General features: G+C 57.6%; 25 protein-coding genes. 3 read left to right on the top strand and 22 right to left on the bottom strand.

The window, feature by feature from the left end:
• Positions 1 to 4: 4 nt before the first annotated feature.
• The 7 genes from H7F20_RS00705 to H7F20_RS00675 all read right to left on the bottom strand — a co-directional run bounded on the left by H7F20_RS00705 (position 5) and on the right by H7F20_RS00675 (position 7,267).
• Positions 5 to 946 (bottom strand): acetylornithine carbamoyltransferase, encoded by a 942-nt coding sequence (locus H7F20_RS00705; protein WP_185784229.1) that lies wholly within the window; start codon positions 944 to 946, stop codon positions 5 to 7.
• Positions 943 to 2,070 (bottom strand): aspartate aminotransferase family protein, encoded by a 1,128-nt coding sequence (locus H7F20_RS00700; protein WP_185784228.1) that lies wholly within the window; start codon positions 2,068 to 2,070, stop codon positions 943 to 945. The genes H7F20_RS00705 and H7F20_RS00700 overlap by 4 nt, the downstream gene beginning before the upstream one ends.
• 2 nt (positions 2,071 to 2,072) lie before the next feature.
• Complete coding sequence (gene proC / locus H7F20_RS00695) at positions 2,073 to 2,867, bottom strand: pyrroline-5-carboxylate reductase (RefSeq protein WP_185784227.1); 795 nt, start codon at positions 2,865 to 2,867, stop codon at positions 2,073 to 2,075.
• 39 nt (positions 2,868 to 2,906) lie between these two features.
• A complete protein-coding gene (argC, locus tag H7F20_RS00690) occupies positions 2,907 to 3,881 on the bottom strand; it encodes an N-acetyl-gamma-glutamyl-phosphate reductase (protein WP_185784226.1) in 975 nt (324 codons plus the stop codon).
• A complete protein-coding gene (locus tag H7F20_RS00685; RefSeq protein ID WP_185784225.1) occupies positions 3,878 to 5,062 on the bottom strand; it encodes an argininosuccinate synthase in 1,185 nt (394 codons plus the stop codon). The genes argC and H7F20_RS00685 overlap by 4 nt, the downstream gene beginning before the upstream one ends.
• Positions 5,059 to 5,676 (bottom strand): GNAT family N-acetyltransferase, encoded by a 618-nt coding sequence (locus tag H7F20_RS00680; RefSeq protein WP_185784224.1) that lies wholly within the window; start codon positions 5,674 to 5,676, stop codon positions 5,059 to 5,061. The genes H7F20_RS00685 and H7F20_RS00680 overlap by 4 nt, the downstream gene beginning before the upstream one ends.
• Positions 5,677 to 5,881: 205 nt before the next feature.
• Entirely contained in the window at positions 5,882 to 7,267 is a 1,386-nt protein-coding gene (locus tag H7F20_RS00675; RefSeq protein ID WP_185784223.1) for a mannosyltransferase, read from the bottom strand.
• A 140-nt stretch (positions 7,268 to 7,407) separates the two neighbouring features.
• Here H7F20_RS00675 and H7F20_RS00670 point away from each other — a divergent pair, with 140 nt between their 5' ends.
• Positions 7,408 to 7,911 carry a VOC family protein gene (locus H7F20_RS00670; protein WP_185784222.1) on the top strand — a complete coding sequence of 168 codons (504 nt, stop codon included), beginning with the start codon at positions 7,408 to 7,410 and terminating at the stop codon, positions 7,909 to 7,911.
• Between the two features lie 101 nt (positions 7,912 to 8,012).
• On the opposite strand, the gene H7F20_RS00665 is transcribed toward H7F20_RS00670, so the two are convergent.
• The 4 genes from H7F20_RS00665 to H7F20_RS00650 are packed head-to-tail and all read right to left on the bottom strand — an operon-like array spanning position 8,013 to position 13,087.
• Positions 8,013 to 9,497, bottom strand: a complete 1,485-nt coding sequence (locus tag H7F20_RS00665; protein WP_185784221.1) for a cellulose synthase family protein — start codon at positions 9,495 to 9,497, stop codon at positions 8,013 to 8,015.
• Positions 9,497 to 10,213 carry a glycosyltransferase family 2 protein gene (locus tag H7F20_RS00660; protein ID WP_185784220.1) on the bottom strand — a complete coding sequence of 239 codons (717 nt, stop codon included), beginning with the start codon at positions 10,211 to 10,213 and terminating at the stop codon, positions 9,497 to 9,499. Before H7F20_RS00660 ends, H7F20_RS00665 begins: the two co-directional genes overlap by 1 nt.
• Positions 10,210 to 11,772: a 4Fe-4S dicluster domain-containing protein gene (locus tag H7F20_RS00655; protein ID WP_185785779.1), complete on the bottom strand. Its 1,563-nt coding sequence runs from the start codon at positions 11,770 to 11,772 to the stop codon at positions 10,210 to 10,212. The genes H7F20_RS00660 and H7F20_RS00655 overlap by 4 nt, the downstream gene beginning before the upstream one ends.
• Positions 11,773 to 11,785: 13 nt before the next feature.
• On the bottom strand, positions 11,786 to 13,087 hold the full coding sequence (locus H7F20_RS00650; protein WP_185784219.1) for an NAD(P)/FAD-dependent oxidoreductase: 1,302 nt from the start codon (positions 13,085 to 13,087) through the stop codon (positions 11,786 to 11,788).
• Positions 13,088 to 13,199: 112 nt separating this feature from the next.
• On the opposite strand from H7F20_RS00650, the gene H7F20_RS00645 reads away from it, so the two are divergent.
• Entirely contained in the window at positions 13,200 to 14,204 is a 1,005-nt protein-coding gene (locus H7F20_RS00645; protein WP_185784218.1) for a glycoside hydrolase TIM-barrel-like domain-containing protein, read from the top strand.
• Positions 14,205 to 14,271: 67 nt separating this feature from the next.
• A complete protein-coding gene (locus H7F20_RS15900) occupies positions 14,272 to 15,426 on the top strand; it encodes an N-acetylmuramoyl-L-alanine amidase (RefSeq protein ID WP_185784217.1) in 1,155 nt (384 codons plus the stop codon).
• Here H7F20_RS15900 and H7F20_RS00635 read toward each other — a convergent pair.
• The 11 genes from H7F20_RS00635 to H7F20_RS00590 form a co-directional block, all read right to left on the bottom strand.
• Positions 15,411 to 16,118 carry a TIGR04283 family arsenosugar biosynthesis glycosyltransferase gene (locus H7F20_RS00635; RefSeq protein ID WP_185784216.1) on the bottom strand — a complete coding sequence of 236 codons (708 nt, stop codon included), beginning with the start codon at positions 16,116 to 16,118 and terminating at the stop codon, positions 15,411 to 15,413. The two genes, H7F20_RS15900 and H7F20_RS00635, sit on opposite strands and share 16 nt — an antisense overlap.
• A 6-nt stretch (positions 16,119 to 16,124) precedes the next feature.
• A complete protein-coding gene (locus tag H7F20_RS00630; RefSeq protein WP_185784215.1) occupies positions 16,125 to 16,862 on the bottom strand; it encodes a DUF547 domain-containing protein in 738 nt (245 codons plus the stop codon).
• Between the two features lie 67 nt (positions 16,863 to 16,929).
• A complete protein-coding gene (locus tag H7F20_RS00625) occupies positions 16,930 to 17,745 on the bottom strand; it encodes a purine-nucleoside phosphorylase (protein WP_185784214.1) in 816 nt (271 codons plus the stop codon).
• Positions 17,723 to 18,370 (bottom strand): TIGR04282 family arsenosugar biosynthesis glycosyltransferase, encoded by a 648-nt coding sequence (locus H7F20_RS00620; protein ID WP_185784213.1) that lies wholly within the window; start codon positions 18,368 to 18,370, stop codon positions 17,723 to 17,725. Before H7F20_RS00620 ends, H7F20_RS00625 begins: the two co-directional genes overlap by 23 nt.
• Positions 18,371 to 18,513: 143 nt before the next feature.
• On the bottom strand, positions 18,514 to 18,645 hold the full coding sequence (locus tag H7F20_RS15895; RefSeq protein ID WP_255443937.1) for a hypothetical protein: 132 nt from the start codon (positions 18,643 to 18,645) through the stop codon (positions 18,514 to 18,516).
• 91 nt (positions 18,646 to 18,736) lie between these two features.
• Positions 18,737 to 18,907, bottom strand: a complete 171-nt coding sequence (locus H7F20_RS00615) for a DUF6747 family protein (RefSeq protein ID WP_185784212.1) — start codon at positions 18,905 to 18,907, stop codon at positions 18,737 to 18,739.
• Positions 18,908 to 19,340: 433 nt separating this feature from the next.
• Positions 19,341 to 20,639 (bottom strand): ADP-ribosylglycohydrolase family protein, encoded by a 1,299-nt coding sequence (locus H7F20_RS00610; RefSeq protein ID WP_185784211.1) that lies wholly within the window; start codon positions 20,637 to 20,639, stop codon positions 19,341 to 19,343.
• The gene (locus H7F20_RS00605; protein ID WP_185784210.1) at positions 20,629 to 21,606 is read right to left on the bottom strand and encodes a phosphotransferase; all 978 of its coding nucleotides are present in this window, start codon (positions 21,604 to 21,606) and stop codon (positions 20,629 to 20,631) included. Before H7F20_RS00605 ends, H7F20_RS00610 begins: the two co-directional genes overlap by 11 nt.
• Before the next feature lie 63 nt (positions 21,607 to 21,669).
• Positions 21,670 to 21,840 carry a DUF6747 family protein gene (locus H7F20_RS00600; RefSeq protein WP_185784209.1) on the bottom strand — a complete coding sequence of 57 codons (171 nt, stop codon included), beginning with the start codon at positions 21,838 to 21,840 and terminating at the stop codon, positions 21,670 to 21,672.
• A gap of 118 nt (positions 21,841 to 21,958) precedes the next feature.
• Positions 21,959 to 22,786 carry a DUF6090 family protein gene (locus tag H7F20_RS00595; RefSeq protein WP_185784208.1) on the bottom strand — a complete coding sequence of 276 codons (828 nt, stop codon included), beginning with the start codon at positions 22,784 to 22,786 and terminating at the stop codon, positions 21,959 to 21,961.
• Positions 22,787 to 22,939: 153 nt separating this feature from the next.
• Positions 22,940 to 26,215: a glycosyl hydrolase gene (locus H7F20_RS00590; protein ID WP_185784207.1), complete on the bottom strand. Its 3,276-nt coding sequence runs from the start codon at positions 26,213 to 26,215 to the stop codon at positions 22,940 to 22,942.
• Positions 26,216 to 26,244 lie beyond the last annotated feature (29 nt).

Raw genomic sequence — 26,244 nt, 5'->3', positions numbered from 1 at the left:
ATTTTTAAAAGTTCGACTGGATGAGGTGGGCCAGTGCCAGCTGGGCGGCGATGGTCCGGTTGGCAGCCTGCTGCAGGACCAAAGAGCGGTCCCCGTCCAGGACCCCGTCTGCTACCACCACATTCCTCCGCACCGGCAGGCAATGCATGAACCGCGCGTTCCCCAGTTTGGATCCCGTCATCATCCAGTCGGGGTCCTGGCTGAGGATGGCCCCGTAGTCCGAATAACTGCTCCAGTTTTTTACGTAGACGAAATCGGCCTCCCGCAACGCCTTTTCCTGGTCGTATTCCGGTACAAGGCCGCCGGTGAATTCCGGTGCGAGCTCATAGCCTTCGGGGTGCGTTATGGTGAGATCCACCGGCAGGGCCCGCATCATTTCCACAAAGGAATTGGGGACGGCCTGGGGGAGTGCTCTGGGGTGGGGGGCCCAGCTCAGGACCACCCTGGGGCGCTTACTTTTGCGGAACTGTTCGATGGTGAGGGCGTCTGCCAGCGCCTGCAGCGGGTGGGCCGTGGCGCTTTCCATATTGAGTACCGGCACACCTGCGTGCTGTACAAAGCCCTGCAGGACTTCCTCGGCGTAATCCGCCTCCCGGTCGGTGAGCTTTGCAAAGGCCCGGATGCCGATGATATCGGCGTATTGGGCCACCACCGGGGCAGCTTCCCGGATGTGCTCTGCCGGGCCCCCGTCCATGATGGTCCCATCGCGGTACTCCAGGCTCCAGCCTTCACTCCCGAAATTCATGACCATCACCTCCATGCCCAGGAGTTGGGAAGCCTTCTGGGTGCTTAGGCGCGTTCGCAGGCTGTTGTTGAAGAAAAGCAGGCATAGGGTTTTTCCCCGCCCCAGGAGTCCGAGCAGCTCGGGTTCCTCCCGCAGCCTGCGTCCCAGTTTCAGCCAGTCTGCCAGGTCCGGGATATCTGTTGTTTTGCAAAAATGGTTCATGCCAGTTCCTTTTTTAGGGCATCGAAGAGCAGGTCGAGCTCCACGGACTTGATATTCAGGGCGGGCAGGACCCGCAATACGTGTTTGTTCTTGGCGCTTCCGGTAAAGATATGGTGGTCAAAGATCAGTATCTTCCGCAAGGGAGCCACCTCAAAATCAAATACCAGCCCGAGCATCAGCCCCTTCCCCTTGACTTCCAGGATGCCCGGAAGCTCTGCGGCCCGGCTCCGGAAATGGGCTTCCATCTCCAGGCTGTGTGCAATAAGGCCTTCGCTTTCGATGACCTCAAGGACTGCACTCACAGCCGCACAGGCCAGGTGGTTCCCCCCGAAGGTGGTGCCCAGCAGGCCGTAGGACGCTTTGAAGTCGTCGCGGATCAGGATGCCGCCAACCGGAAAACCGTTCCCCATGCCCTTGGCCATACTGATAATGCCAGGACGGGCGCCGGTATGCTGGAAAGCAAAGAATTTCCCGCTCCGCCCGAACCCGCACTGCACCTCGTCTGCAATGAGCACGGATCCGTGCGCATCACACAGTCGTGAGGCGGCCTCGTAGAATTCAGGGGTCGCCATATCGAGCCCGCCCACACCCTGTATCCCCTCCAGGATCACCGCACAAACGTCCCCCTTGGACAATTCGTGTTCCAGCAGGTCTTCCCGGTTCAGGGGGAGGAAGGTGACGGCGTGACCCGCATTGAGGGGGGCAACGATGGACGGGTTGTCCGTTGCTGCTACCGCTGCGGATGTCCTGCCGTGAAAGCTGTTGTGGAAGGCGATTACCCGGGCCCGACCCGTGTGGAAGGAGGCGAGCTTCAGCGCATTTTCATTGGCTTCGGCCCCTGAATTGCACAGGAAGAGCCGGTAATCCCCGCAGCCCGAAAGTTCCCCCAGGCGGTCCGCCATTTGCTGTTGCAGGGGATTCTGAATGGAATTGCTGTAAAAGGCGAGCTTCTGGAGTTGCCGGGTGATCCGCTCTACAAAGCGCGGGTGGGTGTGGCCAATGGAAATCACGGCATGCCCGCCATAGAGGTCCAGGTATTTCGCGCCCCGGTTATCCGTGAGCCAGCTTCCCAGGGCCGAGACGGGGGTGATGTCGTAAAGCGGGTATACGTCGAAAAGTTCCATGGTCAGCCTTTGCGTATTTGTGAAATCTTGTCAAAAGAGGATACGATGCCGCGGATCAGGGAGGAGCTCAGGCCCTGGTGCTCCATTTCGTTCAGGCCCTCGATGGTACAGCCCATGGGGGTGGTGACCCGGTCGATTTCCTCTTCCGGGTGGCTGCCCGAGGTAATCAGCAGTTCGGCGGCCCCCTGGCAGGTGTGCATGGCGAGTTCCTGGGCTTCCCGGGCGTCGAAGCCCAGTTGGATGGCGCCCTGGGTGGTGGCCCGGATCAGCCGCATCCAGAAGGCGATGCCGCTTGCGCAGATCACCGTGGCCGCCTGCATCCGGGCTTCCGGGATGACCATGGTATGCCCCATCCGGTTGAAGATGGCCGAAGCCAGCTCCAGGCGTTTGCGGCCCTTTTCGTTGGCGCAGAGGCAGGTCATGGAACGGCCGACCGAGATGGCTGTGTTGGGCATGGCGCGGATGATGTGGTGGTCGGTCCCGATCAGGGATTCGATGCGTTCAATGCTGAACCCGGTGATCGTGGAGATGACCACATGGTTTTCGTGCAACAGGTCCTTCACCGACTCGAGGATGGACCCGAAGTGCCCCGGCTGCACCGCAAAGATCAGGATGTCCGATGCGGCCACGGCCTCCCGGTTGTCGCTGCTCAGGTTCACGTTGCCATACTCCTCAAAACCTTTCAGGGAGTTCAGGTTCCGGCGGGTCAGGTACATGGAGGTGGCCCCCCCGCTGTGGAGGATCCCCGTGGCGATGGACAAACCGAGGTTCCCGGCACCGATGATTGCGATCTTCATTGGATTAATTGTTTGGGTTATTCATGGTTCTGTTTGGTCTCAAAATACGCTGGCTTTCAGTTGCAGGCCGGCGTTTTCAGGCTGGCCGAAGAGCAGGTTCATATTCTGCACAGCCTGGCCGGAAGCCCCCTTCAGCAGGTTGTCGATGACGGCGCTCACCAACAGCACGTCCCCGTGCTGGTGCAGGTGCAGGTGGGCGTAATTGGTGTTGACCACCTGCTTAAGCTGCAGGGGCTCGTCTGAGACCACCGTGAAAGCGGCCCCGTCGTAATACTCAAGGTAAAGGCGTTCGGCATCTGCCAGGGAACCTTCAAACCGGGTATAGGCGGTGGCGAAAATCCCGCGGGCAAAATTCCCCCGCATGGGCAGGAAGAGCACCTCTCCGGAATCCGGGTCCAGGGCCCTCAGGCTCTGGCGGATCTCGCCCAGGTGTTGGTGGGTAAAGGGCTTGTACCAGGAAACATTGTTGTTGCGCCAGCTGAAATGCGTGGTGTCCGAAAGGCCGACGCCCGCCCCGGTGCTGCCGGTCACCGCATTTACATGTACGGTCTCCGTGAGCTGCCCGGCATCGGCCAGCGGCAGCAGGGCCAGTTGGATGGCAGTCGCAAAACAGCCCGGGTTGGCGATATTCTTTGCTTCCAGGATATCCTCCCGGTTGAGTTCGGGCAGGCCGTACACGAATTCCCTGCCCCGGAAATCCGCGTCTTCCCTCAGGCGGAAATCGTTGCTCAGGTCGATGACGCGGGTATGCCCTGCAAATAGGTGGTTTACCAGGAATTCACTGGAGTTTCCATGCCCCAGGCACAGGAAGACCACATCCACCTCCGGGTTTGCGGTATCGGTAAAGAGCAGATCGGTAACCCCCAGCAGGTCCGGGTGGGCGCTGCTCACCGGTTTTCCCGCCCGGGTGGTACTGTAGACAAAGGAAAGGTCGGCCCCCGGATGGTGGAGCAGCAACCGGATGAGTTCGCCCCCCGTATAGCCCGAGCCCCCGATGATGCCTGCAGAAATCATTTGGCCTGGGTTTTCCGGGCAATCTTCCCGGGGTTCGAAAGGATTTTGATAAACCCTTTGGCTTCTTCGGCCGTCCAGCCCTTGTTCATCTCCCCGTAGCTCCCAAAGGAGGCGTTCATCAGGTCGTTTTCGGACTCGATGCCCTCGAGTTCGAACCGGTAGGGGTGCAGGGTGACAAAAACGTCCCCGCTCACGTGGCGCTGGGTATCGGAAAGGAAGGCTTCCAGGTTCCGCATCACCTCATCCAGGTACTGCCCTTCGTGGAGGAGCATGCCGTAAAAGTTGGCGAGCTGCTCTTTCTGGAATTGCTGCCATTTGCTCAGGGTGTGTTTTTCCAGCAGGTGGTGCGCCTTGATGGTGATCAGGGCCGATGCCGCTTCAAAACCCACCCGGCCCTTGATGCCGATGATCGTATCCCCCACGTGGATATCCCGCCCGATCGCATAGGCGGACGCGATGGCTTCCAGCGACCGGATGTTTTCAACGGGAGATGCCTGTTTCCCGTCGATGGCGGTGAGCTCTCCTTTTTTAAAGGTCAGGGCGATGCTGCGGGGTTCCTTTTCGGTGAGCTGGCTCGGGTAGGCCTGTTCCGGCAGGGCCTTGCGGGAGCTGAGGGTTTCCACCCCACCCACGGAGGTGCCCCAGAGCCCCTGGTTGATGGAATATTTGGCCTTTTCCCAGCTGTAGGTAATGCCGTTTTCCTGCAAATAGGCGATTTCGGCTTCCCTGGAAAGCTGTCGGTCCCGGATCGGGGTGATGATTTCGATTTCGGGAGCGATGATCTGGAAAATCAGGTCAAAACGCACCTGATCATTCCCCGCGCCGGTGCTGCCGTGTGCAATGTGGGTTGCCCCGAGCTTCCGGGCATGGCCAACGATTTCCAGGGCCTGCACAATCCGCTCCGCGCTCACCGAGAGCGGGTAGGTATTGTTGCGCAACACATTCCCGAATATCAGGTATTTGACCACCTTGTCATAGAAGGTCTGTACCGCGTCGATGGCCGTATAGGAGGTCGCACCCAATTCAAGGGCGCGGGCTTCGATGCCGGACAATTGGCCGGCATCGAAGCCGCCCGTGTTCACGGTCACCGCATGCACCTCGTAGCCTTCCTGTTGGGAAAGCTGGTGGGCGCAGTAGGAGGTGTCCAGACCGCCGCTATAGGCTAATACGAGTTTCTTCATTGCTTCTTCTTTTTGAGGAGGAGCGTTTCCTTGATGCTTCTAAGGCGCTCGAATGATTTTTTGTCGATCTTTTTTTCCCTGGCCCGGGCCGGGTCGTCCGGGTCGTAAAGCATCCCCGTGCAAAGGCACATACGCCTTTCGGTACGGGTCAGGATATCGAAATTCTTGCAGGTCTGGCAGCCCTTCCAAAATTCCGGGTCGTCCGTCAGTTCGGAGAAGGTTACCGGCCGGTACCCCAGTTCGTAGTTCATCTTCATCACGGCCAGGCCGGTGGTGATGCCGAATATCTTCGCATCGGGGAATTTCTTGCGGGACAGGTCAAAAATGGCCTTTTTTATTTGCTTTGCGAGCCCCTGGTTCCGGTAGTCCGGGTGAACGATCAGCCCGGAGTTGGCCACATATTTCTGGTGGCCCCAGACTTCGATATAGCAGAAGCCGGCAAACTGGTCCCCGTCCAGGGCGATAATAGCATTCCCGTTCAACAGGCGTTTGACGATATATTCCGGGGTACGCTTCGCAATACCGGTGCCGCGGACACGGGCAGATTCTGCGATGGTGTCGCAGATGACCTGGGCGTATTTTACGTGGGACGCATTAGCAATTACAATATTCATTGCCAATCAAGTTAATTAAAGAAAAAGAGAAAAAGTGAAATGGTCGGGGAAAACGGAAATGGACACACCTAATTCCAAAATTGAAGCACACCCTTACGGGCGACGGCGCGCCGGGCGTCGGTATGGGACAGCGATGAAAGCGACTGTCGGAAAAGTAGGTAGTACTTGCTTCAATTCCATGATGCATCAAATGTACAAATATTATTTATGCATCGGTTTTTGATCCCGAAAAATTTAGAAATGAAACAAAATCCTTCCGGTATTTTACAATTTCATAAATCAAAAAGCCAAATACCGAAAGATATTCAACGAGCAGCCATGCCGCAGACTCCACAACCTCCGCTTCCCTGTAGGCGGTATAGGACACCATGGCCGTGAGGGACCAGACCAGGGCAAACCGCATGCGCGTAAAAAGGCTGAGCAACAACGGGAAGACGAGGTACCAGGGGTGTACCACGGCCGCGACCAGGTAATAGACGGTTACCACGGCCAGGGCACCGGTAAACCAGGAACGGGCCTGCCGCATCCTGGGGTGCAGGCAGACCAGCAGGGCAGTGCCTCCGGTTATCCAGGGGACCCATTTCCCATAGGACCCGATGAATTCCCAGGGTTTGGCCCCTTGCAAGACGGCAAGGTGTTCCGCGAGGTTGTATATCCCTGCATTGAATTCAAAATTGGAGAACCACAGGCGCAGTGTCTGTATGTAATGGGCCCCGAAGTCCGGGAAATAAAGCGGGTAGCAGCAGGCGACCAGGACAGTACCCGTCAGGGCATAAAACCCGATGGCCCTGCGCAGCCCCAGCAGGGGAAGCATCAGCGGCAGGAGCATCAGGGGCATCAGTTTTACCCCGATGGAGAGGGCAAAACCCGGGGCGCCCCAGTACCAGCGGTACCGGAGGGAGAGAAAGATCGAGAGGATAAGGAAAAACCCCATCACCCCTTCAAAATGAAGGTTGCCCGTGAGTTCAATGATGACCAGGGGGTTCAGGAAATACCAGAAGATCAGGTGGGGGGGCTTGTTGAGGTGGCGGAGCAGCCTGCGGCCAAAATACAGGATGCCCAGGTCCGCCAGGATCAATAGCAGACGCATCGCAACCAGGGGCCCCAAAAGGGATTCCCCTCCCAGCCACCGGCACAGGCCGAAGAAATACTGGTTTACGGGCGGGTAATTGCTGAAATTACGGGCACTGAGGCTGCCCATGCCCTGGTGGAGTTCCCCTGCATGCGCAAAAAGTACCCGGCCCTGCTCCATCCACTGGTCGGGGGTAAGCAGGTAGGGGTTGACTCCCTGCACCATCAGGTTGCCATCCCAGAGGAAGCGGAAAAAATCCTGGGAGAGGTTCGGGACGGAAAACAGCAGTACCAGCCGGAAGAGGATCCCTGCAGCCACCAGGAACCGGAAATTCCACTTCTCGAACTGGATCAGCTTGTAGCAGAGGAAAAAAAGGGCCCCGAAAAGGGCCAGGAGCTTCAGGGAGTCGCTGCGCTCCAGGTCATAGGCAAATGCGGCGTAAAAACCTATGCTCAGCAATAGCATGAGGATGGGGATCCGGTGCAGATTCCAGAAGGTGACCAGGGCCCGGCGCGTCATAGAGTTTGGTTTGGCCCTGCAAATAACTAAAAATTATCAGGATTTCATAAGGGGCTGCAAAGCGTTTGAGAGGGAGAAGGTCCGGATTTCTTTCCTATCTTGACCGCCTCAGTCCTTAAAAACAATAAAAATATTTACCCATGAAAAAGCTGATCCCTTTACTTGTGCTGTTTTTTACCCTATCCGGCTCAGGGCAGACTTCCCCGGCCGACCTGGGGGTGGCTGCCATCGGGCTGGTGGTATCCGACATCGAAGCTTCCGACGCTTTCTATACCTCTGTAATCGGGATGCACCCCACCGGTGGTTTTGACCTGGATGCCGCCTGGAGCAGGGATGCCGGGGCTGCCGGGGGCAAACCCTTTTCGGTCCGGACCTTCAAGATGCAGGAAACCCCTTCGGCAACGGTTTTAAAGCTGGCGTATTTTGACAGCGTACCGGAGCGGCCGGAGCAGGAAGGAGTGTCTTCGTATGCGGGGGTGAATTACATCACGCTCCACTACCGGGACCTGGAATCCGTGCTGGGCCGGGTTGCCGCTGCCGGCGTCCCTATTCTGGGGGAGGTGAATACCTCCAGCTACCGACTGGTTTTTATCCGGGATCCGGACGGCGTTTTCCTGGAGTTGGTCGGCCCCCCGAAATCCTGAGGCACCGAGTTGCGCTAAATTTTTAAAAGGGACTAAACAAAACCCCGGCCTTTTGAGGACCGGGGTTGGTTTTAGTTTTTGCAGGAGCGCGAACCCCCCGATCAGGCTTTGGACAAAAGGGAGTTGAAGAACACAAAGCCGAAGCCGAGGAACAGCATGAAGTGGAACGGGAACAACCCGAAATCATTCAGCGGGATGGCGCTGTACATGCCAAAGAGGAAATAGAGCATGAGGGCGAACTCCAGGATCATGTTCGGCGACAGCTTTTTGGCCAGGTACTTATTGCCCTTCCAGCTGTCGGTCAGGTTGTTGATGTTGAACTTGGGCGTCCGCACGAACTCGGAACGCTTGCCCATATGCCCTTCGAGCACGGCCACGCTGTTGTGGAGGGAAAACCCAAGCGCCACCGAAAAGAAGGTAAAGAACAACTTGATGTAGTCCACGAAATTATCGAAACTGCTGCCTTGTATGCTCTTGTAGGTGAACCAGTAGCAGACAAACAGGATGATGGTGCTCACGATGAAGAAGCTGGTCACCTCGAAGATCCAGTCCAGGTGGCCAAAGGTGTTTTTGATATACAGCATGGGGATGCTGAAGAGGGCCACGATAAATACGCACAGGAACATGGAGCTGTTCAGCAGGTGCATCACCCCGTGGAATTTGGTCTTGAAGGGGATGTTTTTGGCCTTAACCACGCTCCAGACGGTCTTGCGGAAGTTTTCCGCACCCCCTTTGTTCCAGCGGAATTGCTGGGAGCGGGCCGCGCTGATAACCACCGGCAGTTCGGCCGGGGTTTCCACGTCCTCCAGGTATTTGAATTTCCAGTTTTTGAGCTGAGCGCGATAGCTGAGGTCCAGGTCTTCGGTGAGTGTGTCGCCTTCCCAGTTGCCAGCGTCCAGGATACATTCCTTCCGCCAGATACCGGCCGTACCGTTAAAGTTGATGAAATGCCCTTTGGAATTCCGCCCTACCTGCTCCAGGGTAAAGTGGGCATCCAGGGCGAATGCCTGGATTTTGGTCAGGGTGGAATAGTCCCGGTTGATATGTCCCCAGCGGGTCTGAACCACACCGATCTCCTCATCCTTGAAATAGATGACGGTTTTCTTGAGCCAGTCGGCCCCGGGCAGGAAGTCGGCATCAAAGATGGCGATGAAGTCCCCCTTGGCAATCTTCAGGCCTTCCTTCAGGGCCCCGGCCTTATAGCCTTCCCGGTTTTCCCGGCGGATATGCTGTATGTCCAGGCCGCTTTTCTGGAGTTCTGCGACCATGGATGCTGTTTGGTCCACTGAGTCGTCTGTGGAGTCATCCAGCACCTGGATTTCGAGTTTGCTCTTCGGGTATTCGATCCTGGCGATATTCTCCAGCAGGCGTTCCACCACGTACTCCTCGTTGTAGATGGGGAGCTGGATGGTCACAAAAGGGATTTCCTTCGGGTCGAGCAGGTTGAATTTGGGCGCCTCCTGGTTGCGGCGCTTAAAGCCCAGGTAGTTCAGCAGCAGGTTCAGTTGTGACAGGCTGTAGAAAAAGATCAGCACCAAGGCCAGGCTGTAAATGGCAATAATAACATAAGCAAGTGTAATTCCCATTATCGTATACTGTATTTAAAAATCCAACCCAAAATTTTAACGCCGGCAAATATACTACCTTTTATCGTGCCTGACACTTTTGAGACCCCAATTCTTTTTTTATAACGCACTGGTATCTCGGTATATGTGAGCTTGTGCCGAAGGGCCTTCAGCTGCATCTCAACAGTCCACCCGTACGTCTTATCCTCCATGTTCAAACGTTGGAGGGCATCGTAGCGGATGGCCCGGAAGGGGCCCAGGTCGGTAAACCGGGCGCCGAATAATAGCCGCATTAAAAATGTGGCCAACCAATTTCCAAAGACCTGTTGCGGTGTCATCGATCCGGGTTCCCGAAGCGCCTTTTGACGGGCGCCGATTGCGAAGTCGCACCGGCCTTCAAGGATCGGGGCGACGACTTTCGGGAGTTCCTCGGGGTAATCCGAATAGTCACCATCCATAAATACGACGATGTCGGGTACTTTGGATCTTCCGGCCAGGTAATTAATTCCTTTGAGGCAGGCATAGCCATAGCCCTTATTGGGTTCGCTAAGGACAGTTGCCCCGTGATTCCGGGCCACGGCAGCCGTTTCGTCCGTGGAGGCGTTGTCCACCACCACGATCTCGGCGACCAGCGGGGGCACCTCGTCCAGCACCTTCCCGATGGAGCCGGCTTCATTCTGGGCCGGGATGATGAGGCAGATCTCCGGGGTCACGGGCTCGGTGGGTTTCTGGTTCATTTCTCGTTGAGCAGGTTCATCAGGTCCACGTCATTCCCGAGCAGGACTTCCCGGGGGTTGATCCGTCCTTTTCGCGGCCCGTTCTCCAGTTTCAGCACGCCCCTGGGACAAACCGCTGAACAGATACCACATCCGACGCAGCTCGCCCGCACGATGTTTTCCCCCTTCTGGGCATAGGCCCTGACGTCGATACCCATCTCGCAATAGGCCGAACAGTTGCCGCAGGAAATGCACTGCCCCCCGTTGGTGGTTATGCGGAAGCGGGAGAAAAGGCGTTGCTGCAGCCCGAGGATGGCTGCCATCGGACAGCCGAACCGGCACCAGACGCGGCTGCCGAAGATCGGGTAGAAGCCGGTCCCGATTACCCCGGAAAAAATGCTGCCGATCAGGAAGCTGTAGGTGGTCCGGAGGGTTTCCGACCTAAACAGGAAGACATGGCGGGAGTCGCTGAGCAAATGGAACGCCAGCAACCCCGCAATGATGACAAAATACCCGATGGCCCCGTACCGGGCGTCCTTTTTAAGCTCTTTGCGCCGAAACACCATCACCCACGCAAAAACTGCGGTGAGCAGGGATGCCACGCCTAACAGGAACTGGCCCCGGCTGAGCCAGTATTTGGAATTGTCAGGCCCCAGGTACGAATAGATGACCGCCGTGGTCATCAGCACCACAAACACCAGCACGCTGTGGACCACCCAGCGCTCCACCTTCCAGGCAAAAAGGCTTTTGTCGCTCAGGTGGCGGAACGAATCCCCGGCCGTTTCGGCCAGGCCGCCGCACCCGCATACCCACGAGCAATACCAGCGCTTGCCGTAGAAATAGGTCAGTACCGGGGTGATGACCAGGGTGGAGGCGATGCCGAAGAGCAGCATGGAGAGCCCGATGTCCCCGGCGTTGATAAACCCATTGATCCGATAACGCTCAAAATTGTAGTAGTTCAGGGGCCAGATATTCTTCAGGTCGTAATAGGGCAGGTCGCCGTTGAGGCGGGCCATGATTTCCGGGATGATAAAGGCGAAGGCCAGCTGGAAGAACATCACGCTCAGGGTGCGCAGGATTTCGTACCGGTTGTGCCGGTATTTCCAGATGAATTTGATGCCGAAAGCCAGGATGGCCAGGGTGTACAGGGTCCCGTAAACAAACCACTGGCTGGCCGGGTTACCACTCAGGGCGCGGCTCAGCGGGTCAAAGAAGGAGATCAGCCCCCGGTTGGGCCCGTCGGCCACCAGCCCCAGGTACTCCGGGTAGAAATACAGGACGATATAGAAGCCGGTAAGCAGGATGCCCAGCCCCCAGGCCCAGATGCCGCGTCCGGAAATCGATTTAAACCAGACCCCATCGTTCTTGATGCCGGCACCATGTCCCGAATAGGCGGCCCGGCTGAACCAGACGATGCCCAGGCCGATGGCCCCCAGGGATGCCGTGAGCCAGGCGGCCGTATGGGGGAACGAGCTGCCAAAGGTGGCCAGCAAGAGGATAAACAGGCCGGAAAATCCCAGCAGGACCGCGAGGCGCTGCGAGGTGTTCAATGCTTTCGGGGGGCCGCCGGCCAGGGACATGGATTGCATATTTTCAGGCGTTTACGGTTTGGTGTTTCTCGAAGGCGGCACGGATCTGAGGTTGGTGGCTCCGGTAGAATTCCGGGTCAAAACAGGCGTCTTCCAACCTGTGGACCACCTCGTCCACGGTCCTGCTTTCGGTAAGCCAGGTATCGAAGGCTTCGTGCTTCATCCGGATGCCAAAGGTATTGATGCCCAGGAACTGCCGGTTACCGGCCTCATAGGCCAGGGTAATGCATACCTTCTGCCGCGGGTGCCTCCAGTGGAAATGCCTTTCCCCGGGAATTTTGTTCTGATCGCTGGATACCCAGCCATAGGTCTGGTATTCGATATCAAGGAATTTGGCGGAGTTGAACCAGTGGCTGGGGCAGTACTCCCGCCGGTCCCCGCAAAGGGTCCGGGCAACCACCTCGCCCATCATCCGCCCTGTATACCATACGGCCTCCACAGGGCGCCTCCGGCCGATGGGGTCGCGCTGCTGGGCACAGTCCCCGATGGCATAGATGTCCGGCCGGCTGGTTTCCAGGAAGCGGTTGACCAGTACGCCCTTGTCCGTTTCAATGCCGCTCCCTTCCAGGAAGCCGATATTCGGGGTAACCCCGGCGGTGAGGCCCACCAGGTTGCAGGGGATCGTTTCCCCCTTGTCCGTAACCACGGCGCGGGCCTTTCCCCTGTCATCCGGAATGATTTCCTTCAGGTTGGTATCCAGCCGCAGGTCGATATGGTGTTCGCGTATGTGTTCATTGACCATGGCGGAATCCCCGGACGGCAGTACCCCGTCCCAGAAACTGGCCTCCCGCACCAGGAAGGTGACCGGGATGTCCCGGGTGCGGAGCATCTCGGCGAGCTCGATACCGATCAGCCCTCCGCCCACGATCACCGCGCGCTTGCAGGTGCGGTTGTCGGGCGCACAGACCTCCAGGTTTTCGAGGTCCTGTTTGGAATACAGGCCCTGAACCCCTTCCAGGTCCTGGCCCGGCCAGCCAAATTTATTCGGCCGGGAACCCGTGGCGAGGATCAGTTTGTCGAATTCCAGGGTTTCCCCTCCCTGCAGTCGGACGGATTTACCCCCTGCATCCACGGATTCCACCCATGCATTCCTGAGTTCAATCCGGTTCTTTTCCCAGAAGCCATTCTCGTAGGGTTGGGTCTGCTCAAAGGTCAGGTGTCCCATATAGACGTACATGAGGGCCGTACGCGAAAAGAAGTAATCGGTTTCCCCGGAGATAACGGTAATCCGGTGGTCGGAGCTCTTGCGGATGTGGCGGGCGGCCGTTATCCCTGAAATCCCGTTGCCGATAATGAGGATATGCATGTTTTGTGGATGCGGGTTGAAAGATTGGTCGGCATGAAGTTACGAACTTAACAAATGCCGCCGGCAGCACATGCCAAATATGCCTATCTTTAAAAGCGTTAACCCGGGATATATGAAAAGAATCGGATGGTTCCTCCTGCTCCTGCTGCTGGCTTCCTGCAGCGGACAGCGTATTGAAAAGATCAATGGGGTAAGCTTTGTCGGCTCCCCGGAGCGAGCCAGGCAGGGGCATGTGGATGCCCTGGTTTCCATCCATGCCGATTACGCCTCGGTCATGCCCTATGGTTTCATCCGGGAACCGGACACCCCCGAAATTATTTACGACACAGACCAGCAGTGGTTTGGCGAAACCCGCGAGGGCGCCAGGCAGTATGTGGAAATGCTGCACGCCAACCGGATCCGGGTGATGATCAAACCCCATCTATGGGTCTGGCGCGGCCTGTTCACAGGCGACCTGGTCATGGAAAGCGAAGCCGACTGGCAAAAGCTGGAAGCTTCCTACCGGGACTTTATCCTCAACTACGCAGACCTGGCGCGTGAAACGGGCGCCGACATGTTCTGCATCGGGACCGAGCTGGAGGAATTCGTAAAGGCGCGGCCGGCCTTCTGGACGCAATTGATTGCGGAGGTCCGCGAATTGTACGGCGGCAAACTCACCTATGCGGCCAACTGGGACGAGTATACGCGTACCCCGTTCTGGAAGGACCTGGATTATATCGGCATTGATGCGTATTTCCCCCTCTCCGATGCGCGGGATCCTGATCTGGACGAAATGCGCAGGGGCTGGGAGCCCTGGAAGCGGGAAATCCGTGAACTCTCCCTGGAGCTGGACCGGCCGGTACTCTTTACCGAATACGGGTACCGGAGCATGGACTATACGGCCAAAAAGCCCTGGCTGGTAGACCGGAACGAGGAACGGGTCAACCTCCGGGCGCAGGCCGATGCGCAGCGGGCCATCTTAGAGGAATTCTGGAAGGAACCCTGGTTTGCCGGTGGTTTCGTCTGGAAATGGTTCCTGCACCACCCCGTCTCCGGCGGTCCGGACGATAACCGGTTTACCCCCCAGAACAAACCTGCCGAAAAGGTCATCCGCGAATACTACGGGCGGTTCCGGTGACGATTCCCCCGGGTCCCCGCTTGCAAATTGGCAACTTTTTTGATAATCTTTGTGAAACACATGACGGATGAGGGGCTTCGGGGTTTCCACACTATTTATTGCGGTTTGCTTGTTTTCCGCGCCGGTTGCCGGTCAGGACAGCTTGTTGCAGGTAGTGGCAGAACCCGGGGACGGCATCTTCTCCCTCCTCCGCAAACACGGGGCCGACCCGGCCCGTCACCTGGAAGACTTCATTGCGCTGAACCAGCCCCACCTGGGGGAGGGCAAGAGCCTGTATGAAGGCGCAACCTACCTGATCCCGCTCGATTTGTCTGAAAGCACGGAGCGCCCGTCCGCCATCGCGGACGACCCGGCCCGGGACCCAGAGGCCCCGAAATCCGGACCAGGAATTGAGTCCGGGGCTGTGGTGACGCCCCCCGACGGGTCAGGGGCTCCAGAAAGTACGACACCAGTACCCTCGAAATCCGATGAAAAACCGTCCTCCGACTTTCCGCGATACGAGATCTTCGGGGAGAAATACGCCGAGATCAGGCCGGAAAGCACCCGCCTGGAAGGCACCGTATATTACCTGGTTTCCGGCCATGGCGGCCCGGACCCGGGGGCCATGACCCAATACAACGGGCAGATGATTTCCGAGGACGAGTACGCCTACGATGTGACCCTGCGGCTGGCCCGGAACCTCCTTGCCCATGGCGCAGTGGTGCACATCATCATCCGGGATCCCGACGATGGCATCCGGGACGACCGGGTACTGAAAATGGACCGGGATGAGGTGGCCCTGCCGCAGCAGGAAATCCCCCTTAACCAGCTGGCGCGGCTCCGGCAGCGGGTGGAAGTCGTCAACCGGTTGTACCTGGAAAACAAGGGCAAACACCAGCGGCTCATCGTCACCCACGTGGACAGCCGCAGCAAGGGGCAGAACATTGACGTGTTCTTCTACCACCACAACAAAAGCCGCAGCGGCAAGAAGCTCGCGGAACACATCCACAAGACCTTCCAAGCGAAATATGCCTACTACCAGCCCGGCCGGAATTATTCCGGGACCTTCGAGGACCGCAGTACGCTGTACCTGGTGAAAAACACCCTGCCGGCCACCGCGTTTATCGAAATCGGCAACATCAGGAACGAACGGGACCAGCGGCGGATCCTGGACCCGGACAACCGCCAGGCCCTGGCCAACTGGATCTGCGAAGGGGTGCTGGCAGATTACGAGGACCGCTGAAGCCGGCCCCCGATTTTACGATTGTAATACTCGTATAGGGATTCGGGCCCGGCCCCGAGGAATCGTTTCAGGTGGATGACCCCAAAGTAATACTGCAATTTCAGCGTCCCGATTTTCCGGTATTTCCGGTCGGAAGTATAAATGGGCGCTTTCAGTATCCGGAAGGGGTACCGGCCGTACAAACGGGAGATGAATTCATTGTCTTCATAGATCCGGTAGGAGGTGTCAAACCCCTGCAGTTCCCGGAACCAGGCAGCAGGCACGAACAGGGACTGGTCCCCTCCCCGGCACAGGAGGCAATTGAATCGCGAAAACCAGGCAAAAAACCGCAGGATCCGGTTCCCCCCCTCAAAACGCAGCCGGAAGCACCCGGCGGCAGGCCCTCCTTCCTGGGCCTGTAGGATCTGCCGGTCAAAACCCCGGGGAGGTATGGAATCCGCGTGCAGGAAATACAGCAGTTCCCCTTTGGCCGAATGGGCCCCGGCATTCATCTGCAGGGCCCGACCGCAGCCGGTGCAGAGTACCCTGGCCCCCAGGGCTCGGGCGGTGTCCCGGCTCGCGTCGGTACTCCCCCCGTCCACAACGAGGACCTCGGCGATACGGTCGGTTGCCGCCTCCTGCCTGAGGTACGGTAAAAGCCGTCTGAGGTTTTCCTCCTCGTTGAGCACCGGGATGATAATGCTGATCTGCATGTGCAATCAGGGTCGGTTCAGGCTCCAGTCGTAGGTCAGGAAACCCACATCGGTCCCTTCCGGAAGCGGGTTTTCGAGGTATTGGTTGATGTAGGCGATCAGGGTGCCCGATTCATCGGTAAAATCCTTTTTGTACCACTTGAAAATCCGGGAGAGTTCTACCGCGCCCCGGGTGGTTTTGTTGCGGGCGGGATCCTTGATGAACCCGCGGGCAGCCTGGTCCAGCTGCTCATCCAATTTTTCCGCATTAAACGCAAAAGGCTGCAACACCGGGCAGGAGGCCGAGGCGCAATTGATGGCGAAATGGATCCTCGGGTCGCCCATGGGACGCAGGACATCGTGTTCGATTTGGTTCAGGTTCACAGGTTCGCCGCCCACGGACAGTATATTCTGCCCCCAGGGGTTCCGGATGCCCATGATGCTTTCCAGCGGAAAGTGGTCCAGAATGAGCCGGACCGTAGCTGCATTGTACAGGTTGATCCAATATGCAAGCCTGGTTTCCCGGCTCCAGCCCTCCGCAGGCGGGGTCTGTTCCAGCCCCGAAATATAGCGATCGAGTTTTTCACGATCCCGGGCAAAGCCGTTGTAGTTGACCGTGCCGTCCGGATACACGTTTTTTCGGACCAGCCCGTCCCAGATTTCATGGCTTGGGCCGGATGCCAGACCCGGGGTAGCCTGGGAGCTGCACGGTGCCGCCAACGGAACCACAAACAACAGGAAAAGGAAGAGTTTCAAAACTGCCATGAGGATATTTAAGGATTTGTTTGTCTTAAGTCAGCGGATCCGGGCCACCCTTACACCAGGACGGCAACTATATGCGATTTATCACCCCCCTGAACAACCGGACCAGGTTGGGTTCGGCCTTCGCGGCAGTCGCAAGGATATCGGCAACCACCACAGGCTCCAGGTGGTCCGGGTCGCATTCGTCCGTGAGGACGGAGATGGCAGCGACGGGCAACCCGAGGTGGTTGGCCACGATGACCTCCGGTACCGTGCTCATGCCCACGGCATCCGCCCCCAGCCGCCCAAGCATCCGGTATTCGGCCCGGGTCTCCAGCTGCGGGCCCACCACTGCCGCATAGACGCCCTCTCTCAGGACGATGCCGGAATCGGCGGCTATTTCCCGGGCCATGTCCTGCATTTCCCGGTCGTACGGGCAGCTCATATCCACGAAACGCTCGCCGAATTCAGCCACACTTTTGAAGGCCAGGGGGGAGCCCCCCTGCAGGTTGAGGTGGTCGGTGATCAGCATCAGCTCCCCCTTGCGGAAACCCGGGTTGATGGCCCCGGCTGCGTTCGAAATCAGCAGTTTGCGGATGCCCAGCCGATGCATCACCCGGATGGGGTAGGTGATATCGATAAAGTCATAGCCTTCGTAAAGGTGGAACCGCCCCTGCATCATCACGACTTTTTTGCCGTACAGGGTGCCGCAGAGCAGCTTGCCGCTGTGGAATTCCACCGTGGCAAGCGGAAAGAAGGGGATGTGGTGGTAATGCGCCACCAGGAGGTCGTCGAGTTCCTCCTCCATCCGGCCGAGCCCGCTGCCCAGCACTATACCTATTTCAGGGGCGTCAAAACCCCGTTCCTCCAGGTAGGTTACGGATTTATCGAGTTCTTTTGTCATCATCGGTTCCGATGTCTTTTAGAAAGGGTTCAAAAGCGGGGATCCCCGCGATATCCTCGTAATAGTCCACATCGTTGCGAGGGGGCAACAATGCGGGCTCCATTCCCTCCAGGTCGGCCAGGGTGTCGGAGCATACCGTATCCGTCCCCCAGGCCTTGTCCCGGAATAGTCCCGGTACTGGAGCTGTCAACCCGATCAGGTAGTACCCCCCGTCTGTGGCGGGGCCAATGACGGCCGGATGCTTTTTTAAGGATTTGAAGGCAATCGCCAGGTCTGCCGAGCTCAGGTCGTAAAGGTCGCTGCCGATGAGGACCACCCGCTGGTATCCTTCCCTGAAGGCGGCGTCAAAGGCGCGTTCCATGCGCACCCCCAGGTCGGGGCCCTCCTGGAGTCGCGGCCGGAATACGGCAGGGTCCCACAGGGAGCCATCGCCCAGGTAATCACTGAAATAGACGAATTTGTCGGTGTCGGGAACGACCGCAGCCAGCGCAGCCGTATGCCGAAGCAGGAAGGTGTAAATGGCTAGAGCCGCGCGGTCACCAATGGTGGCGGCCAGGCGGGTCTTGCATTTCCCGGGTTCGGGGTTCCGGGTAAAAATGAGTAAGGCTTGTTCGGATGTTCGGGACACCGGTATGCGATTAAAGGGCTGCCGGGCCTGGTTCGGGCAGCAGCAGATGGATGTCCCAAAGATAGGAGTTACCGCCCGGCTTTAAAATGGATCCGGGCGGGAAACTTTGGTCCTTTGGCAGCTCCAGGCTGCCGGTCAGCAGATTATTCCGGCATCCAGCGGTAGGCGTAGGCCATCATCGCAAGGATGTACAGCCAGAAAAGAATCGGCGTCCTGAATCTGTAGAGGAGGGTACCCAATTGGATCAGGTATCCCAGGTAGCTTTGAATTCTCATAACGTATAGTGTTCCCGTAAAAGAGTTTCAGAGAGTTTCCTTCCCCCGGTGTTCGGCCAGGGGTTTCCCACATTGGGCTATATCCCTTGGATCAGTCGAAGGGGAAGCCTGTATACAGGCGGAAAACAAAAGCGTAAAGCACTACCAGGAACATTGCGAAGCTAAACCAGAAGAATATCCGGAAATAGTTCCGGACAATCAGGCTGCCCAGGTTTTTGAATGCTTCCAGGTAGATTTCTTTAAGGAGTAAAACTGTTCTCATAAAATTGCTTTCTACGGATTAATTTTTCGTTGGAGCAAAGTTTACACGAACCTTTGAAATTCACCGGATCTTTGGATTTTTGTCGCAATTCCCCCGTTGACCTGCACCCGGTTTGACCTTTGGCCGAGAATCGGCGTATTTGGTCTGCCTACCACAATCCTGGGCTATTCGGGCTTTGTCCAAATATCCCGATGAACGGCAAGGGGTTTTTGGGGAGGAAGGCGCACCCGGCTTCTCAGGAGCGGGCAAAAAGAAACCGGTGCCCTCCGGCACCGGTTCCAACCAAACTAACTCAATTCTGGCTTAGCAATGAATGAGACCCAAATATCCCTCTTTAAATCCTGTCGGATATTAGGAAAGTGTCAAACTTAAGTTGCCGAATTGTTAACCTGCCGTACAGGGGAATCGGATGGTGGTAATTGCCGGGCTGCTTTCAGGGCTGTATCCCGCAAATCTCACGGGCCATCGCCTCCAGGTCAATCCCCAGCTGCTCCCGGCTCACCCGAAGGACGAGGTTGCGCTCGGCCTCCGGCAACCCGTCGAAGCCGGTCTGCGCCCCGAGGATCATACCAGCGACGGCCGCCACCGTGTCATTGTCCCGTCCGTAGTTGACGATGAACTGCATAGATTTCAGGAAATCCCCCTGCCCGAATTCGATACCCGCCACCAGGATCTGCCAGATTTCACCTGCGTGGAAGGCGTGGGCTTTTTGGTCGTTCTCCAGGTTGGCATAAATGGATTCCTGTTGCCGCCAGGCATCCGGACCGTCCGGGTATCCCGGGGGTACCGAGCGTACCAGGGAGTCCCTTAATGCCCCCGGCGGGAGCGGCCGCATCAGCCGGGCGCGTTTGACGTAGTTCCTGGCAGACAGCGCAATGGTCAGGGAGATCCTCCCCACCAGCCGGCTGTCCTCAAACCGGTAAGGGTCAATGAATACCGCTGTGTTCAGCAGGGAATCCGTTTGCCGGGTTTGCAGGGCCATCTGGGTCATGGCAGCCACCAGGGCGGAAATGTCGCGCGCGTAGCCCAGGTCAAAAAGCGCATGGTCATAGGCCAGGCGGTATGCCGCTTCCGGGTCTTCCGCCACCAGCCCCAGGGTCGGGGTGTAGAGCATCCCCGCACAGGTGAGGTCCCCGCCGTAAAACCGGTCGCGCGCCAGGTTGTAGGATTCGGGTCCCGCCTGGTAGGCCTTGGCCACCCGGGCCCATTCCCGGATCCAGTCGACCCGTTCCAGGGTACTGTCGATGGCATCGGTGGATTCCAGCAGCGCCTCGTTGTCGAGTTCGGAGACGACCGATTCATAATAGCCTGTCAATGTCCTGGCAAAGGCCTTTGGCCCAAGCTCCCCGCGGTTGGCGCCGATGTAATCCGCCATGACGGCTTTCCAGCGCGTATCGTCCGTAGTGGCGCCCGCCTGCAGGTTGTGGTCCCAGGTCCCTTCCGGCGATTGCGGGCGGATGGCCGGGGTGATGCCCAGGAGGTAACCATAGGTCCTCCGGATCTCCGAGCGCCCCCACATTTCGGTGGAGGCCCCCATGGCATCCCCGATGGCGGAGCCGGCCAGGGCCCCCAGCACCTTGTTGTAATAGGCATCCCCGTCCAGGGGGCGCATTGCATCGCCGTAAGCCAATTTTACCGGGGCCGGTATTTCCGTTTCATGGGCCGGCTCCGTTTTACAGCCCGGGAACCCCAGGAAACAGGCTGCCAGCAGGAAGTAGTATTTAATTTTCATCAAGCACCAGTTTACGAGCCGTTTCCAGCAATTTGCTTTTTTCTTCCAGGCTCCGCTCCATGGGCAATTGGGCCAGACCGATCAGCCTGCGCAGGATCTCGGTGCCCGCCACCTGCCGCACCAGGGGGGCGTCGGCCGGCGCCGTGTATAGTTTGAGGATTTCCGGGAGCATCCCCGGGTCCATGGTGGCCATCAGCAAGTGCCCCGCCATCACCCCCAAATCGAATTCGGGAAATCCGGGAAATGTAAATTCCGGATCGATGATGAAGGCCCTGCCCGATGCCTGCAACCAGCTTCCGGGATAGTAATCCCCGTGGAGCAGCGTATTTCCCCTGGAGAGGTAGCGTTCGCCCAGGCTGGCAATGGCATGGGTGAGCTCCTGATCGCCTGTATAGGGTTTGGCGAGGCCAGCCAGCCCGGGCTGCACGGAGTCCAGGGAAAACCCGTTGTCCTCCATGTAGGGCAGTACAAAGATGTGTTGGTGGTTCAGGTGGCGGAGCTCCTTGTTTTCGGGATAATCGGGGAGCAGCGTGCATTTGTGGATACGCGCCAGTGCGGTTACCAGGGACTTCACGACCCCGGGTTCGGGTTTGCGGGTACGGTAGAGGAAGGTCATGTCCTCGGCCTGCCCCAGGTCCTCCATCAGCATCAGGCAGCCTTCGTCGTCAAAGCCCAGGATGGTCGGCAGGTAATCGTCGATGCCCGCACCGTTCACTTCCCGGTAGAAGCGGTATTCACTGCGGATGCGCTCGACAGGGGCGGGGATGTCCGGATATTTCTGCACATAGGGCCTGGACTGTTTTAAAATCAGGCTGCGCCGGTCGGTCTGCAGGCGGAGGACCACATTCATGTTGCCCTCTCCGGCCAGGGAAACTTCCCGCACCGTTTCGCCTGTTTCCAGCCACCCGAGGGCCGTCAGGCCCGCGGTGATCTCTGCCGGGGGGGTTTGGGTATCAAATTCTTTCAAGGGGATGCATTTTCCCCGAAAGATAGGAAGAATCTCCCTGCTTCCTGAATGGTGCCCCCGGGATTAATCAAAGGCAAACCCGGTGGCCAATCGGAAGATAAAAGCGTAGAGGACCACGATGAACATGGCCAGGCTGAACAGGGCAAACATCTTAAAGTAGTTCCTGATGAGGAAGTGGCCCAGGTCGCGGAAGGCTTCCCGGTAAATTTCACGGATAAGTGATACAGTTTCCATAACGTTAGTTTTTGAGTCTTTTATCAGGAAACAATCCAGAGCCGGGCCAAACCTCCCGATTCGGGTGAAAATTCGGTAAACCGGGCGATTTTACAGGTAAACGAGGCCAAACCGGGCCCTAATTTGAATTTTGGCTGCAGGTATCAGGTTTCAGCCGACAGCGTTCCGAACGGATCAGCGACAGTATGAGGTTGCCAGCGGCAATTTCCTGTTCCTGGTAGAAAAGCGTGATCCGCCTGGAAGTCTTGATGTCCTGAAGAATCCCTTTCAGGAAGTCCATGGCTAACAACTTAGCAATTAGCGGTTGCTCCTGAGTTTTTAGTCTGAAACCATCCCAGGCAGGGCTGTTTGGATCCGCCGCATGTTCGATGTTGAATTGGAAATCGATATACTCCCGGTCTTCCGGTTCGAGTAAATTCCGGATCATGGACCGGTATTCGTGAACCCAGGGATCCCATTCCGATTTCCCGTCTTGCCGCAAGGCGAGCCACTGGTCGTATCCGGAAAGCATGTTTCTCAGGCTGTCGCTTTCGATGAGCGCTAACCTGCCAGTGGAAGTCAACTCTTTAAATACCTGGCTGGAAAGTTCATACCGGTTGACCGATGCGTTGAATTCCATCGAAATGGCCAGTTTAAGAACATCCGGGTTTTCGACTTTGCCGGTTAGGAAATCCAGCTGGTATTGGGCCAGATCTATCAAATCGGATTCGAGCACTTTCTTTTCCTTTACGGTTTGGATGATCGACTCAAAATCAGATTCGAGCCGTATCAGGTACGCGTAGTAAATGGCCTGTTCCTTGCGCGATTCATTCCAGTTGTCGATCTGGAGGGCTATCAGGATTCCAATGACCACCAATGCGATTTCGCCAAGTGCGTAGAGCAGGTATTTGCTGGTCCGATTTTGGGTCAGGAGGCTATGGCGGAGTTGGCGGAAGAAGTGGAGCATGCAATGGTTGGTTGTAACCACAAATTACAAAAAAGTGGTGATGGCCGAATGCAGGGATTTGCTAACCCGGTCGGAATTTTAGTTCCCGGCTGGTCCAATCCAAACAGCATCCATTGAAAGGGGTTGCCACTTCCTATCAGGTGAAAGGACCCATTAATCGATCTTACGTCCCGGCGTATAAGGGGCCCCGGCCCTTACCAGGGAGGACTCGAAAGCAGCCAGTTTGTTCTCGAAGGCCTCAATGCCCCCGATCACATTTTCCAATTCCTGCCCGGCCAGGTCGATACTTCGCTGCTGCGTTGCCGTCGGAAGCTGGGTGGTGCCCCAGTGGCCATAGCTCACGCTCCAGATCCTGCCGGCAACAGATGGGGCCGTTGCTTCATTTTTGGAGGACCGGATGGGATCTCCATAGAGGCTTTCCCGAAGGGTGGAAATTTGGTTGTTGAGGTTTTTCAGCTGTTCAAAGAAGGAGGGCTCCAGGCTGGGGGTCTGCACCAGGGCTTCCTCCATATAGCGCAGCTTTTCGGCCGCTTCACCGAGCTTTCTCCCGGCGGCTCCCGCACTTCGGGCGAGATCAGCAGTTTTTTGGGTAAAGGCGGCATATAGTTCGTAGTTGGTATCGGCCCGCAACTGAGGGGTTGGTTTTACTTTGAATGACTGGGGGTTTCCCTGTGCCCGGAGTTGACCATTATCGACCAGGTACAACTGGGCGCTGTAAGTACCGGGTGCGACCAGTGGCCCCTGGGGATCTTCTACCCAGGGTGGAATAAACGAAGGTTGGGACAGGTCGATGGGATCCGGCGCTGCCAACCGTAAATCCCAATGGGTGCGATGCACCCCTTTTTCCGATGCTCCTTTCAGCCAGCGCAAGGCGCGGCCTTCGGCGTCCGAAATCAGCAACAGTACTTTGGGTTCGGTATCCAGGGATTCCGATTTAAGGACATCCCACCCCGGAAAAGGAATGTCGGCCCCCTGGGTTCTGAGTTCTTTTTCTTTTTCCTCCCGCTTCTGCCGGGCAGTTTTGGGCAGGTCGCCGATATAATAAGTCAGCAGCGCGCCGTGAGGCGGGTTGGGAGTCCGGAAGCTCGTGGACCCGGCCGTTGGCATGCCTTTGGCCTGGGAGGGCACATTGGGCACATACCACCAGGCGTCGCGCACACTGAACAGGGCATTCAACCCTGATTTGGCCACCTTGCCGGCCTCCCGGAGGGCAGAATAGTCGTCCAGCACATAGATCCCACGGCCGAAAGTAGCGCCCACCAGGTCGTTGTCGCGCGGGTGCAATTCGACGTCCTGGAAGGGGATGGTCGGTACCCCGGCGCCCAACCGGATCCAGTTTTCCCCCTTGTTTGGGGAGAAGTAGAGGCCGTATTCGGCACCTATGAACAATAGGTTTTCATCCACGTGATCCTGCTTGATAACCCACACGGTGGTATTCGCCGGCAAATCCCCCCTGATGGATTTCCACGATGCTCCCCCATCGTTGCTCATAAAGAGGTAGGTACTGAAATCGCCCAACTTATGGGCGTCTGCCACAACGAAAACCGTCCTGGGATCGTGGCCGGAGGCTTCCACGTCGTTGATGAACGAAAGGGCCGGTACCTTGGGAAGGCCCGGTGCGCGGCGCCAGCTCATTCCGCCGTCTTCGCTGATATGGACCAGGCCGTCATCCGAGCCGGTGTACAGCAGGCCTTTTTTCAAAGGAGATTCCGAGATCGAGGTAAGGGTGGCGTATTTCGACATGGCACCGGTATCATGGAGGGCGTCCACGCCGGGTACATTTTCAAACATCTTCAATTCGTACCGCACCCTGTTGGTGGTGAGATCCCCGCTGACAGGCGTCCAGGAATCCCCCCGGTCGTTGCTCCGCCACACACGTTGCGACCCGTAGTAGATCGTCTTGGGATCATGGGGGCTGATGAGGATCGGGCTGTCCCAGTTGTATCGTTCCGGGGCTTCGCCGGGGGCTGGCTCGGGCTGGATGAACAGGGTTTCTTCAGTGGCCCGGTCGAGCCGGTATAACATGCCTTCCTGGATTTCCATATAGACGATGTCGGGGTCTGTTGGGTCGAACGCGCAATCGTACCCGTCGGCCCCCAAGGGCACATACCAGTCCTGGTTGCGCACCCCTTCGGTATGGGTGGTCCTGGAAGGGCCGATGAGGGTTCCCAGGTCCTGCGCACCGGCCACCACGTTGAAAAAAGGCTCGGCATTGTCGAGTGAAATCTTGTAAAACTGGGAGATCGGCAGATTCGGGAAATGCCTCCAGGTAAGTCCCTCGTCAAAGGATTCGTATAACCCTCCGTCAGAACCGGCAAGCAGGTGTTTCCCGTTGTCGGGGTCGATCCACAGTGCGTGGTTGTCGCTGTGTTTTTCCCTCCCGGTTCCGAGGTAGTCGATGGTCTTGCCCCCGTCACGGGTCACATGCAGGAATACATCCATCTGATAGACCAGGTCGGGGTTGGCCGGGGAGGCCTCCAGTTCCTGGTAATAATGCGGCCCCGTGCCGCCGGAGATATAGCTGTTGCGTTTTTCCCAGCTCTCGCCCTTGTCCATGGACCGGTAAAAACCCCTTTCCTTTTCATCCGCTTCTATGGTGGCATATACCCGCTCCGGGTCGGCCGGTGTGACCGCCAGGCCGATTTTGCCCATGTCGCCCTTGGGTAACCCTGTTTTTATCAGCCGCCAGGATGTCCCGGAGTCGGTCGATTTATAGATCCCGGATTGGGGCCCGCCCGCCAGCAGCGACCAGGTATGCCGTCTGCGCTGGTAGGCGGCCGCATAGACCACATCCGGGTTCGACGGGTCAAACTCCACATCGGTAACCCCTGTGTCTGCGTCGATTTTCAGCGACAGGACCCAGGTCGCGCCTCCGTCGGTGCTTTTGTACAGGCCGCGATCCCCGCCCGATGACCATAGCGGGCCTTCTGCGGCTACATATATGACGTCGCTGTCCCTGGGGTCGATCAAAATCCTGCCGATGTGCTCCGATTTCCCCAGTCCCATATTTTGCCAGGTCTGCCCCCCATCGAGGCTTTTGTAGACCCCGTCGCCCCAGCCTACGTGCCGGCCGCTTACGTTTTCGCCCGTGCCTACCCAGACGATGTTCGGATTGGCCGGGTCGATGGCCACGCATCCGATGGAATAGGAGTTTTCATGGTCGAATACCGGTTCCCAGGTCGTGCCGCTGTTGCTGGTTTTCCACACCCCTCCCGAACCCACGGCTACATACCAGTTGCTTTTGTCGCGGGGGTTGACTGCGAGATCGGCAATGCGTCCGCCCATTAGGGCCGGGCCGATCTCGCGGAGCTTCAGGCCGCTGGCCAGTTCTTTGTAAACTTCGCCCGAGCCCTGCTGGGCGTGGACATAAATCGAGGCTAAAAGGCCTAAAAAAGGCAATGCTAAGGTTCGCCGAAAGGTGGTACGCATGGTGGTTGGGTTGGGTTTTGTGGGTTGCT

Origin of the sequence: Robiginitalea sp. SC105, from assembly GCF_014243345.1 — a bacterium.
Taxonomy (GTDB): Bacteria; Bacteroidota; Bacteroidia; order Flavobacteriales; family Flavobacteriaceae; genus Robiginitalea.
Note: the sequence above shows the minus strand (reverse complement) of the source record. Positions and strands in the feature narration are given on the sequence as shown.

Bases quoted from the DNA above. Each gene is read 5' to 3' on its own strand.
- H7F20_RS00705 (WP_185784229.1), bottom strand. From the start codon at position 946: ATGAACCATTTTTGCAAAACAACAGATATCCCGGACCTGGCAGACTGG.
- H7F20_RS00700 (WP_185784228.1), bottom strand. From the start codon at position 2,070: ATGGAACTTTTCGACGTATACCCGCTTTACGACATCACCCCCGTCTCG.
- proC (WP_185784227.1), bottom strand. From the start codon at position 2,867: ATGAAGATCGCAATCATCGGTGCCGGGAACCTCGGTTTGTCCATCGCC.
- argC (WP_185784226.1), bottom strand. From the start codon at position 3,881: ATGATTTCTGCAGGCATCATCGGGGGCTCGGGCTATACGGGGGGCGAA.
- H7F20_RS00685 (WP_185784225.1), bottom strand. From the start codon at position 5,062: ATGAAGAAACTCGTATTAGCCTATAGCGGCGGTCTGGACACCTCCTAC.
- H7F20_RS00680 (WP_185784224.1), bottom strand. From the start codon at position 5,676: ATGAATATTGTAATTGCTAATGCGTCCCACGTAAAATACGCCCAGGTC.
- H7F20_RS00675 (WP_185784223.1), bottom strand. From the start codon at position 7,267: ATGACGCGCCGGGCCCTGGTCACCTTCTGGAATCTGCACCGGATCCCC.
- H7F20_RS00670 (WP_185784222.1), top strand. From the start codon at position 7,408: ATGAAAAAGCTGATCCCTTTACTTGTGCTGTTTTTTACCCTATCCGGC.
- H7F20_RS00665 (WP_185784221.1), bottom strand. From the start codon at position 9,497: ATGGGAATTACACTTGCTTATGTTATTATTGCCATTTACAGCCTGGCC.
- H7F20_RS00660 (WP_185784220.1), bottom strand. From the start codon at position 10,213: ATGAACCAGAAACCCACCGAGCCCGTGACCCCGGAGATCTGCCTCATC.
- H7F20_RS00655 (WP_185785779.1), bottom strand. From the start codon at position 11,772: ATGTCCCTGGCCGGCGGCCCCCCGAAAGCATTGAACACCTCGCAGCGC.
- H7F20_RS00650 (WP_185784219.1), bottom strand. From the start codon at position 13,087: ATGCATATCCTCATTATCGGCAACGGGATTTCAGGGATAACGGCCGCC.
- H7F20_RS00645 (WP_185784218.1), top strand. From the start codon at position 13,200: ATGAAAAGAATCGGATGGTTCCTCCTGCTCCTGCTGCTGGCTTCCTGC.
- H7F20_RS15900 (WP_185784217.1), top strand. From the start codon at position 14,272: ATGAGGGGCTTCGGGGTTTCCACACTATTTATTGCGGTTTGCTTGTTT.
- H7F20_RS00635 (WP_185784216.1), bottom strand. From the start codon at position 16,118: ATGCAGATCAGCATTATCATCCCGGTGCTCAACGAGGAGGAAAACCTC.
- H7F20_RS00630 (WP_185784215.1), bottom strand. From the start codon at position 16,862: ATGGCAGTTTTGAAACTCTTCCTTTTCCTGTTGTTTGTGGTTCCGTTG.
- H7F20_RS00625 (WP_185784214.1), bottom strand. From the start codon at position 17,745: ATGATGACAAAAGAACTCGATAAATCCGTAACCTACCTGGAGGAACGG.
- H7F20_RS15895 (WP_255443937.1), bottom strand. From the start codon at position 18,645: ATGAGAATTCAAAGCTACCTGGGATACCTGATCCAATTGGGTACCCTC.
- H7F20_RS00615 (WP_185784212.1), bottom strand. From the start codon at position 18,907: ATGAGAACAGTTTTACTCCTTAAAGAAATCTACCTGGAAGCATTCAAA.
- H7F20_RS00610 (WP_185784211.1), bottom strand. From the start codon at position 20,639: ATGAAAATTAAATACTACTTCCTGCTGGCAGCCTGTTTCCTGGGGTTC.
- H7F20_RS00600 (WP_185784209.1), bottom strand. From the start codon at position 21,840: ATGGAAACTGTATCACTTATCCGTGAAATTTACCGGGAAGCCTTCCGC.
- H7F20_RS00595 (WP_185784208.1), bottom strand. From the start codon at position 22,786: ATGCTCCACTTCTTCCGCCAACTCCGCCATAGCCTCCTGACCCAAAAT.
- H7F20_RS00590 (WP_185784207.1), bottom strand. From the start codon at position 26,215: ATGCGTACCACCTTTCGGCGAACCTTAGCATTGCCTTTTTTAGGCCTT.